Below are 11005 nucleotides of genomic sequence, written 5' to 3' on the forward strand. Positions count from 1 at the left end.
ATTAAAGGCTCAAGTGGCGGAATTGGTAGACGCGCTGGATTCAAAATCCAGTACTTTCGGGTGTGTGGGTTCGATTCCCACCTTGAGTACAAAACCCTGTTAATCAAAAAATTAACAGGGTTTTTAAATTTATTATTGTTTTTTTTGTAGCATCCCAACATCCGCAACCGTTCTAAAACCCATATGATCAGAAGCTGAATCTTCAGCAAAACCCATTTTTGCAGAGATTCTAAAACTAGCACAATAAGAAGCGTTGCATAAAAATGAACCTCCTTTCATGACGTATTCTACTTGATATGGATTGTTTGGATTGTAAGGCTTTTCAGCTCCTTTCGGATTTATAATTGGTGTTGAAATATCCAACTCACTATAATAATTCACATTAAAATAATCGGAAGTTATTTCCCAAACATTTCCAGACATATCGTACAAACCAATGCTATTTGATGGATATGATTTTACAGGAGCAATAAATTCAAACCCGTCTTTGCTTTCGTTTTTAACAGGGAAAATTCCTTGCCAAGTATTGGCATTTTTATCTAATAATGTTGCATCATTTCCCCAAGTAAAAATGGTATTTGTATTCAATCCTAAAGCAGCAGATTCCCATTCTGCTTCTGTTGGCAAGCGTCTATTTGCCCATTTGCAATAAGCCAATGCATCTTGCATTGCAATGTGTACCACAGGAAAATCGTCTTTGCCTTCTATGGATGAATTTGGTCCTTGTGGATGTTTCCAATTCGCACCAATTTTCCATGTCCACCATTGATAATAATTTTCCATACCAACTACCGCTTTAACATTTTTATTGAAAATTAAACTACCAGGTTGTAAAATTGAATCATGAGGTTTTTCAGTGCCTGGAGGCAATTGTTTTTTCATTTCTTCCCAAATAATTGGGCGTTCAGCAACTGTCACATAATTTGTTGCCTCTACAAACTTTTTGAATTGTGCGTTTGTTACTTCAGTAATATCCATAAAAAACCCATCAACAGTTACTTCGTGCGCTGGTTTTTCTCTTGGCATGGCATATTTGTCTGTTTCTTTTGCCCCTTGTAAAAAGGTCTTTTTAGGAACCCAAATCATTCCTTCTGGAGTTTTCGGAATTGGAGTAGAAGTTTCATTTTTTTTACACCCATAAACAAGCAAGAATGCTGTTAAAAGAGTAATTTTTAAAGAAGAAAAATTTTGAATCATCAGAAATATTACAATAATTATGTTTCTGTAAAGGTATTTAAAATTGACATATTATAGAATTGAAATATCTTGAAAAGTTCTTTTTAAAATTTGCTGCAATCTGAATAACTGAAAAATTATTGACTGATTTTAAGCAAATTACTTTCTAAAAAGCATTGAAATATTTATGCTAAATCCTCAAAACTATTTATAAAAAGACATATTTTTTTGCATATTTTTGTGAGAAATTATCTCAAACATGACATTACTTGTTGTTTATGCAATAGTAGCCATCTTTTTTTCTTTTTTATGCTCTATTTTAGAGGCAGTATTGCTTAGTGTCACTCCAACTTTTATCAATCTAAAAAAAAATGAGGGTCATGAATTTGCAAATGACTTAGAAATTTTAAAAAAAGACGTTGACAAACCACTAATTGCTATCTTAACAATCAACACTATTGCACATACAGTAGGCGCGATTTTAGTGGGTGTGCAAGCAAAAGTTGCCTATGCAGAAATGTATGGCTCATCAAAAACAAGTATTTTTGGCGTTTTATTTACAGAGGATGTAATGGTTGGAATTGTATCAACCATCATGACTGTTTTAATTTTAGTTGCATCTGAAATTATTCCGAAAACCATTGGTGCAACTTATTGGAAAGAACTTGCAGGATTTACTGCAACAACCCTAAATTTATTGATTTTTCCTTTAAAATACACAGGTGTTTTATGGGTATTGCAACTTACAACTCGTTTGATTGGCGGTGATGGACACAAAAGTATTTTGAGTAGAGAAAGCTTTTTGGTTATGGCTGATATGGCTGAAAAAGAAGGCGTTTTTCATCAAAATGAAAGTAAAGTAATTCGAAATTTAATCGGATTTAAAGAGATTAAAGTTACGGATGTAATGACGCCAAGATCGGTATTAGAACTTGCTGATGAAAATGATACGATTGCTTCATTTTACGAAGAACATAGCAACTTGCGTTTTTCTAGAATTCCGCTTTTTAATGAAAATCCTGATGAAATAACAGGATATTTTTTAAAAAGCTCTCTATTAGAAGCGATTATATCTGGAAAAGGAGATGAAACTCTTGCCACTTTAAAACGCGAAATTTTAATTACAGAAAGAGACTTATCTATTCCTGATTTGTTTGATATTTTAATCAAAGAAAGAGAACATATTGCTTTGGTTGTGGACGAATATGGCTCTGTAAACGGAATTGTTTCTCAAGAGGATGTCATTGAAACATTGCTCGGTTTAGAAATTATGGACGAAACAGACAATGTTGCCGATTTACAAGAATTGGCAAGAAAATCTTGGAAAGATCGAGCCAAAAAAATATCTTTTAAAAAGAAAAATCAGTAAGTATTTTACTGATATTCTTCAAACAAAAAATCATTGTAAGGAAAACGTTGGATATGAATTTTCTTTACTTCTTCGTACACTTTTTCCTTAAAATCTTCTAAATTATCCTTATTAAGTGCTGAAATAAAAATGGATTCTACGTCATAATCATTCATCCATGTTTTTTTCCAATCTTGTAAGGTGTAATGTTCTTTGGTTTTTTCAGTGATTAAATCGTCTTCATCAATGGTTTCATATTCATAAGCATCAATTTTGTTAAAAACCATTAAAGTTGGTTTATCTCCACATTTAATATCCAACAAAATCGAATTTACAGATGCAATATGATCTTCAAAATGTGGGTGTGAAATATCAACAACATGCAATAATAAGTCTGCTTCACGAACTTCATCCAAGGTAGATTTAAAGGATTCTACCAATTGTGTAGGCAATTTTCGGATAAATCCAACAGTATCTGTCATTAAAAAAGGGATGTTTTTAATCACCACTTTTCTTACGGTAGTGTCTAGGGTTGCAAATAATTTATTCTCTGCAAAAACATCACTTTTACTGATGACATTCATCAACGTTGATTTGCCAACATTGGTATAGCCAACCAAAGCAACACGCACCATTTTTCCACGATTTTTTCGCTGAACAGCCATTTGCATGTCAATGGTTTCTAGTTTCTTTTTGAGTAAACCAATTTTATCGCGAATAATTCGTCTGTCAGTTTCAATTTCTGTTTCTCCAGGACCACGCATTCCAATTCCTCCTTTTTGTTTGTCAAGGTGTGTCCAAAGTTTGGTTAATCTTGGTAAAATATATTGATTTTGAGCTAATTCCACCTGTGTTTTTGCAGAACTTGTTTGTGCTCTTTGTGCGAAAATATCTAAAATTAAATTGGTTCTATCTAGAATTTTACAATTCAGAATTTTTTCGATATTTCTAAGTTGACCTGGTGTAAGTTCGTCATCAAAAATGGCTGTTCCAACTTCGTTTGCATCAATAAATTGTTTTACTTCTTCCAGTTTCCCAATTCCTAAAAAAGTTTTTGGATTAGGTTTATCAACTCTTTGAACAAAACGTTTTATGACAACTCCGCCAGCTGTAAGTGTTAAAAATTCCAATTCATCTAAATATTCTTTAGATTTTTTTTCATCTTGGAATTGGGTAATTACGCCAATCAAAACTACTTTTTCTGAAATGGCTTCAATTTGATCTATCATACCTTACAAAAGTACAAACAAATATGTTTTGTAGAAATATAAAAACCTCAACAAAAGTTGAGGTTTTTATAATTAATTCAAATTTCAAACCAATACTATAACTTTTCCTTTTACAATATTCAATTTCGATGGCGCAAAATTAATATCAAAAAAACTTTTTAAAGTTATAGGAATGTTAAGAAATGTAATTTTTAGGTTATGAAATTATTTTTTTAGAATTTTTACCCCTTGAAAATTGTTAAATCATCAAATTAATTTTTACCTACATTTTTAAATGCTTCTCTTAATTTTTCATCATTAATGATGTATTTTTTGTATTTGCCATCTTTGTATCTGTGGTAAATAAAAGTGGGCATAAAAATAAAAGACAAGTACATAACTCCCAAACCCATTACGATTTGTGCTTTTTCGTGCTCGGTTTTGATAAGAAAAACACCAATTGCCATCCAAATGATAAAGATGACGAACATAATTTTTAATAATTTATTCATATCGCAAAAATATAAAAAAGCTATCTTTAAAAACTAAAAATCAAATCATGAAGTGGAAATTGTTATTTTTAATCTTCAACATTTTTTTAGGCTGTTCTAAAAAGGAATCTATGAAAACAAAAAACACTAAAATAATCATTGCACACAGAGGTGCATCAGGCTATTTACCTGAACATACTTTGGAAGCAAAAGCGATGGCACATGCTATGAATGCTGATTTTATTGAGCAAGATTTGGTGTTGAGCAAAGACAATATTCCGATTGTAATTCATGATATTTATTTGGATGATGTAACCAATGTTGCTCAAATTTTTCCAGATAAAAAGAGAATTGATGGGCGATTTTACGTGATTGATTTTACATTTGATGAACTTAAAAAATTGCAAGTTTCAGAAAGATTTGATCCAAAAACAGGAAAGCAAGTTTATCCAAATCGTTTTCCAAAAGAAAAAGGTTCGTTCAGATTGCATTCGTTACAAGAGGAAATTGAATTGATTCAAGGTTTGAATAAAAGTACAGGAAAAAATTGTGGTATTTATCCAGAAATAAAAGCACCCGCATTTCATCAAAAAGAAGGAAAAAATATCAGTGAAATTGTCTTGAAAATTTTAGCAAACTATGGTTATAAAACCAAAAAAGACAGTTGTATTTTGCAATGTTTTGATGCCAAAGAATTAGAACGAATCAGAAAAGAATTGGAATCCAATTTATTTTTGGTTCAGTTGATAGAGTTTCCTGAAGAAACTACACAACTTGCTTATTTTGCATCGTATGCAGACGGAATTGGACCTTGGTACAAACAAATTTTAGACAAAAAAGTGAACGGAAAATGGACGTTTACAAATCTTGTCACGGAAGCACATCAATTTGGATTAAGAGTGCATCCTTATACATTTAGAGTAGATCAATTAGGCGAATTTGAATCATTTAACGAATTGCTTCACACCTTTTTGATAGACGCAAATGTTGATGGTGTATTTACGGATTTTCCTGATTTGGGAGTTTCATTTTTAAAACAAAACAATCAATAATTGAATTCAGTTAAGAAGAAGTAACTTCAATCAACTTGTTTCTATAAGCTGTTAATAGCTTTGATCTTGAGATAAATCCTACGTATTTTTTGTCTTTTACAACAGGTAAATTCCAAGCATCACTCTCTTTAAATTTTTGCATAACAATTTCAACAGAATCGTTATAAAAGATAATTTCAGGAGCAGCTTTCATGATGGTTTGCACATCAACTTTATCATACATTTCATTATCAAACATGATTGGCCTGATGTCATCCAACAGAACAATTCCTAAAAATTCTTCATTTTTATCAATCACAGGAAAAATATTTCTTGTGGAATTTGCTACCGCTTTTTTTAGCATTTTACCTAATAACATTTCTGGATATACCGCTTTAAAATTGGTTTCAATCAGTTTGTCAATTTGCATCAACATCAACACATTTTTGTCTTTATCATGGGTGATTAATTCCCCACGTTTTGCCAATTCAACTGTGTAAATTGAATTTGCTACGAAATATTTTGTAAAAGCAAATGAAATGGCAGCAACCAACATTAAAGGGACAAAAAGTTCGTAACCTCCAGTAATTTCGGCAATTAAAAAGATGGCCGTTAATGGGGCATGTAATACACCTGCCATCAAACCAGTCATGCCAATTAAGGTAAAATTACTTTCGGAAACACTGCCTCCTAAAGCATTAATGATTTTTGCAAAAGCATTTCCAAGGGCACTTCCCATAAATAATGTGGGGATAAAAATACCTCCAACTCCACCTGCAGCAAAAGTAGTTGTCATAGCAATTGCTTTGAAAAAAGCGATTATTAACAATAGAATAATCACCATCCAAACGTTTGAAAAATCAATATTATAAGGCAAATCTTTTAATGCTTCTACTGAATTTCCATTTAATAAATTGTTGATTAATCCATAACCTTCACCATATAAAGGCGGAATTAAATACAACATCAACCCAATTAAAAATCCACCCAAAATGAGTTTGTGAACAGGTTTTTTAATTCTTTTAAAAAAATTGGTGATTTTAAAATAGATTTTAGAAAAATATACTGATGCAATTCCTGTTCCTAAACCTAATAAAACATAGAAAAAAATGTCTCTTACTGCAAAATCATCTACCAATTGAAACCCTAATAAAGCATCTTTTTCAAAGAAAAAATAAGAAGTAACTACGGCAGAAACTGACGCTAATAATAAGGGAACTAAAGAGGCAAAAGCCAAATCTAAACTGAAAATTTCAATGGCAAAAATAATGGCTGCTACTGGTGCTTTAAACATGGATGACATGGCGCCTGCAGTAGCACAACCAATTAATAAAATTCTTGTTTTTGCGTTCATGTGAAAAAATTGTGCCACTGACGAACCCAAAGCTGCTCCTGTACTAACTGCTGGTCCTTGCAATCCAGCAGAACCACCAAAACCTACTGTAATTGGCGCAGTTATTAAAGATGCATACATTTTATAACTTTCAATTATTCCTTGACGCTTAGAAACTGCATGCAATGTTGTTGAAATTCCATGACCAATTTCTTTTTTAATGATTTTAATTTTGATGTAATACACCAAAATCAATCCAATAATTGGGAATATAAAATAGAGTGAATAATGAAAATCTCGGATAAATTTTCCTTCTAAAACACTTTCAAAAAAGAAGGTTAAGTTTTTTAAAACGGCTGTTCCTAATCCTGCTAAAAACCCAACTAAAACACTCAATATATAAATAAACTGACGTTCAGAAATGTATTTGTATCTCCAAATTAAAATTTTTTTATAGAAATTTTTCTTTGATTGCATTTTTAAAATTTTTCTGAATTTTTCTGAATTTTTCTGAAAATTATCAAAAAATAATGAATTTACAATTCACTATTCCTGATAAAAAATCCCGCAAAAGCGGGAGTTCATTTTTTATTCTTGGATATCTAATTTGATATTTAATTCTTTCAATTGTTCTTCATCAATAAACGCTGGCGCATCAATCATTACGTCTCTTCCTGAGTTGTTTTTCGGAAACGCAATAAAATCACGAATCGTTTCTTGACCACCCAAAATAGCTACTAATCTATCCAATCCAAAAGCCAAACCACCATGAGGTGGTGCTCCATATTCAAAAGCATCCATCAAAAATCCGAATTGTGCTTTGGCATTTTCATCAGAAAAACCTAAATGACGTAACATGGTTGCTTGAGTTTTTTTATCGTGAATTCTGATAGAACCTCCACCAATTTCATTGCCATTTAACACCAAATCATACGCATTTGCTTTTACGGCTCCTGGATTTGTGTCTAACATTTCTAATTGCCCTGGTTTTGGAGAAGTAAAAGGATGATGCATTGCATGATAATGACCCGTTTCTTCATCCAATTCTAACAACGGAAAATCAACAACCCAAAGTGGCGCAAATTCATTTGATTTTCTCAACCCTAAACGTGTTGCTAATTCCATTCGTAAAGCCGATAATTGCGCACGAACTTTGTTGGTTTCTCCTGATAAAACACAGATTAAATCACCTGCTTTTGCTCCTGTAATTTCAGCCCATTTTGACAAATCAGTTTCATCATAAAATTTATCAACTGATGATTTGAAAGTTCCATCTTCGTTAACGCGACAATACACCATTCCAAGTGCGCCAATTTGTGGTCTTTTTACCCAATCAATCAACGCATCAATTTCTTTTCTGGTATAGACATTTCCTCCAGGAACTGCAATCCCAACAACCAATTCTGCATTGTTGAAAACTGGAAAATCTTTGTGTTTTGTTACTTCATTCAATTCGCCAAATTGCATTCCGAAACGAATATCTGGTTTGTCATTTCCATACAATCGCATGGCATCATCATACAGCATTCTTGGGAATTTTTCGATGTTAATTCCGTGAATTTCTTTCAACAAATGTCTTGTCATTGCTTCAAAAACATTCAAAATATCTTCTTGCTCCACGAATGCCATTTCGCAATCGATTTGTGTAAATTCAGGCTGTCTATCTGCACGTAAATCTTCGTCTCTAAAGCATTTTACAATCTGAAAATATTTATCCATTCCACCAACCATCAACAATTGTTTGAAGGTTTGTGGACTTTGTGGCAAGGCATAAAATTGCCCTTTGTTCATTCTTGATGGCACTACAAAATCTCTTGCTCCTTCTGGAGTTGATTTGATTAAATAGGGCGTTTCTACTTCAATAAATCCTTGGTTTGATAAGAATTTTCGGACTTCCATGGTTACTTTATGACGGAAAATCAAATTTTCTTTTACAGGATTTCTACGGATGTCTAAATAGCGATATTTCATACGAATATCTTCACCACCATCAGTTTGATCTTCGATAGTAAAAGGAGGTAATTTTGCCGCATTTAAAATTTCTAGTTTAGAAACCAAAACCTCAATTTCGCCTGTGGGCATTTTGTCATTTTTAGATTCACGTTCAATGACAGTTCCTGTTACTTGAATTACAAATTCTCTTCCCAAAGATTTTGCTTTTTCCATCATGTCTTTTGGAGTGCGCTCTTCATCAAAAATAAGCTGGGTAATTCCATATCTATCACGCAAATCAACCCAAATCATAAATCCTTTGTCTCTAGATTTTTGAACCCAACCAGACAAAATTACTTCTGTATTTATATGAGATGCTCTTAACTCTCCACAAGAATGACTTCTGTACATTTTTTATCAATTTTAAAGGTGCAAAATTACACATTTTATCGTTTAAATTTTGTGTAAGTTTGTATTATGTGAGTGCAATTACTTACTTGAAAAAAATCCTAAAAACAGAAAATCATCTATGAGTAAACTCTATTTAGTGCCAACACCTATTGGAAATTTAGAAGATATAACTTTAAGAGCCATTAGAGTTTTAAAAGAAGTAGATTTTATTTTGGCTGAAGACACACGTACTAGTGGAAAATTGCTAAAACATTTCGAAATTTCAACGCCAATGCATAGCCATCACATGCACAATGAACATAAATCTATTGAAGGAATTTTAAAGAGAATTAAAGCTGGAGAGACTTGTGCATTGATTTCAGATGCTGGAACGCCAGCTATTTCTGACCCAGGATTTTTGTTGACAAGAGCTTGTGTAGAAAACAATATTCAGGTGGATTGTTTGCCTGGAGCAACTGCTTTTGTGCCAGCTTTAGTAAACTCTGGTTTGCCCAATGATAAATTTGTTTTTGAGGGATTTTTACCTGTAAAAAAAGGTCGCCAAACCAGATTATTATTGTTAGCAGAAGAAAAAAGAACGATGATTTTTTATGAATCACCTCATAAAGTCCTAAAAACTTTAGCCGATTTTGGAACTTATTTTGGCTCAGAAAGACAAGTTTCTGTTTCAAGAGAACTAACCAAAATGTTTGAAGAAACTATTAGAGGAACTGCTTCCGAAGTTTTAGCACATTACACAAAAAAACCTGCAAAAGGCGAAATTGTGATTGTAGTTGAGGGGAAAAAATGATTTTTTTTATTCAATTATTTCTACTTTAACTACTTGATATTTAGGAATTATCGAACTAAAAAATTAACAAATAGAAACTAAAAAAAATTCAACATCTCAATGGATAAAATTGTTAATATTGCAGTCGAAAAAAATACCTTTTTATGATATTGAATATGACATTTAAATCGCTAATATATAAATCTTGTTTTCTTGTTGTTTTATTTTTAAGCACCTCATTATCAGCACAAAATAAAAAAATTCGTGTGTTGTTTGTTGGCAATAGTTTTACTTATTACAACAACTTACCTCAAGTAGTTGCTGCAATGGCAAAATCGCAAGATATCATTATTGAAACCAAACATTCAACAGTTGGCGGATCTAGTTTAGAAAATCACTGGAAAAGCGAAAGAGGCACACAAACTCGCGTAATGATTGAACTAGAAAAATGGGATTTTGTGGTTTTTAACAACCACAGTTTGAGCGCCATTAATAAGCCCTCTGATTTTATGGAATATGGTAAAAAGTTTGCAGATTTAGTGAGATCAAAAGGCGCAGAACCCATTTTTATGATGACTTGGGCTTACAAATCAAATCCTTTGATGTTGCCAGAAATTGAAAGAATGTACAAACTTTTATGTGATCAAGTGAAAGCTGATTATATTCCTGGTGGACCGCTTTTTGCGAGTTCAATTAATTACAGACCTGATTTAGAATTGTTTCACGATGATATTCACCCTTCACCAAATGGAACATATTTGTTAGGATTGGCTTTTTTTAAATATTTTACTGGAAAAAACGTAAATGCAATTCCAACAAATATTTCAACTTTAGATACCAATGGCCAAATTTTATATCTAATTTTTATGAATGATTTAGATGCCAATTTTTTTCGTCAATTGGTAAATGAGTTTCAATTTAAAACCTTATCTTTAAAAACAGAGCAGGTTATCACTCCTAAAAAATGACATTACAACAATTTACTTTAAAACTCAAAACGAGTCCAAACGAAATAATATTTGCAGAGACAATGCAAGTAATTGATGATCATTTCAATTTTTCACCAACAGGTTTTTCAAACGGAAAAATATATAATAAAGCTGGTGAAAATAATGGTTCTTGTAAATTATTTGCTTTCGCAATGCATCAAAAGTTTACAAAACTAGAAACGCTTTTTTGCTTTGGAGAACATTATAAAAATGTTTTAGAGGATTCTAATGGCACTTCACATCAAAATATCAGAAATTTTATGAGTACAGGTTTTGATGGTTTGTCTTTTGATAATGAAGCTTTACAACCGAATTAA

At 32.0% G+C, this 11005-nt stretch carries 10 protein-coding genes and 1 tRNA gene; 6 read left to right on the forward strand and 5 right to left on the reverse strand.

Features of this window, described 5'->3' with window-relative positions; all coding sequences use genetic code 11:
• Positions 1–7 precede the first annotated feature (7 nt).
• Positions 8–89, forward strand: a tRNA-Leu gene (locus tag WHA43_RS07980).
• 43 nt (positions 90–132) lie between these two features.
• On the opposite strand, the gene WHA43_RS07985 is transcribed toward WHA43_RS07980, so the two are convergent.
• Complete coding sequence (locus tag WHA43_RS07985) at positions 133–1197, reverse strand: formylglycine-generating enzyme family protein (protein WP_105046544.1); 1065 nt, start codon at positions 1195–1197, stop codon at positions 133–135.
• A 238-nt stretch (positions 1198–1435) separates the two neighbouring features.
• Here WHA43_RS07985 and WHA43_RS07990 point away from each other — a divergent pair, with 238 nt between their 5' ends.
• Positions 1436–2545, forward strand: a complete 1110-nt coding sequence (locus tag WHA43_RS07990) for a CNNM domain-containing protein (RefSeq protein ID WP_105046545.1) — start codon at positions 1436–1438, stop codon at positions 2543–2545.
• A 5-nt stretch (positions 2546–2550) separates the two neighbouring features.
• On the opposite strand, the gene hflX is transcribed toward WHA43_RS07990, so the two are convergent.
• Positions 2551–3753, reverse strand: coding sequence for a GTPase HflX (gene hflX / locus WHA43_RS07995; protein ID WP_105046546.1), 1203 nt, complete (start codon positions 3751–3753; stop codon positions 2551–2553).
• 251 nt (positions 3754–4004) lie between these two features.
• Positions 4005–4244, reverse strand: a complete 240-nt coding sequence (locus tag WHA43_RS08000; RefSeq protein WP_105046547.1) for a hypothetical protein — start codon at positions 4242–4244, stop codon at positions 4005–4007.
• A 47-nt stretch (positions 4245–4291) separates the two neighbouring features.
• On the opposite strand from WHA43_RS08000, the gene glpQ reads away from it, so the two are divergent.
• A complete protein-coding gene (glpQ, locus tag WHA43_RS08005; protein ID WP_105046548.1) occupies positions 4292–5275 on the forward strand; it encodes a glycerophosphodiester phosphodiesterase in 984 nt (327 codons plus the stop codon).
• Positions 5276–5285: 10 nt separating this feature from the next.
• On the opposite strand, the gene WHA43_RS08010 is transcribed toward glpQ, so the two are convergent.
• Positions 5286–7064 (reverse strand): chloride channel protein, encoded by a 1779-nt coding sequence (locus WHA43_RS08010; protein WP_105046549.1) that lies wholly within the window; start codon positions 7062–7064, stop codon positions 5286–5288.
• A gap of 111 nt (positions 7065–7175) precedes the next feature.
• A complete protein-coding gene (gene aspS, locus WHA43_RS08015) occupies positions 7176–8930 on the reverse strand; it encodes an aspartate--tRNA ligase (protein ID WP_105046550.1) in 1755 nt (584 codons plus the stop codon).
• A gap of 118 nt (positions 8931–9048) precedes the next feature.
• On the opposite strand from aspS, the gene rsmI reads away from it, so the two are divergent.
• The 3 genes from rsmI to WHA43_RS08030 all read left to right on the forward strand — a co-directional run bounded on the left by rsmI (position 9049) and on the right by WHA43_RS08030 (position 11005).
• On the forward strand, positions 9049–9720 hold the full coding sequence (gene rsmI, locus WHA43_RS08020; protein WP_105046551.1) for a 16S rRNA (cytidine(1402)-2'-O)-methyltransferase: 672 nt from the start codon (positions 9049–9051) through the stop codon (positions 9718–9720).
• A 155-nt stretch (positions 9721–9875) separates the two neighbouring features.
• A complete protein-coding gene (locus WHA43_RS08025; protein WP_105046552.1) occupies positions 9876–10667 on the forward strand; it encodes a hypothetical protein in 792 nt (263 codons plus the stop codon).
• Positions 10664–11005 (forward strand): HopJ type III effector protein, encoded by a 342-nt coding sequence (locus WHA43_RS08030; RefSeq protein ID WP_105046553.1) that lies wholly within the window; start codon positions 10664–10666, stop codon positions 11003–11005. The genes WHA43_RS08025 and WHA43_RS08030 overlap by 4 nt, the downstream gene beginning before the upstream one ends.

This window comes from Polaribacter gangjinensis (genome assembly GCF_038024125.1).
GTDB lineage: Bacteria > Bacteroidota > Bacteroidia > Flavobacteriales > Flavobacteriaceae > Polaribacter > Polaribacter gangjinensis.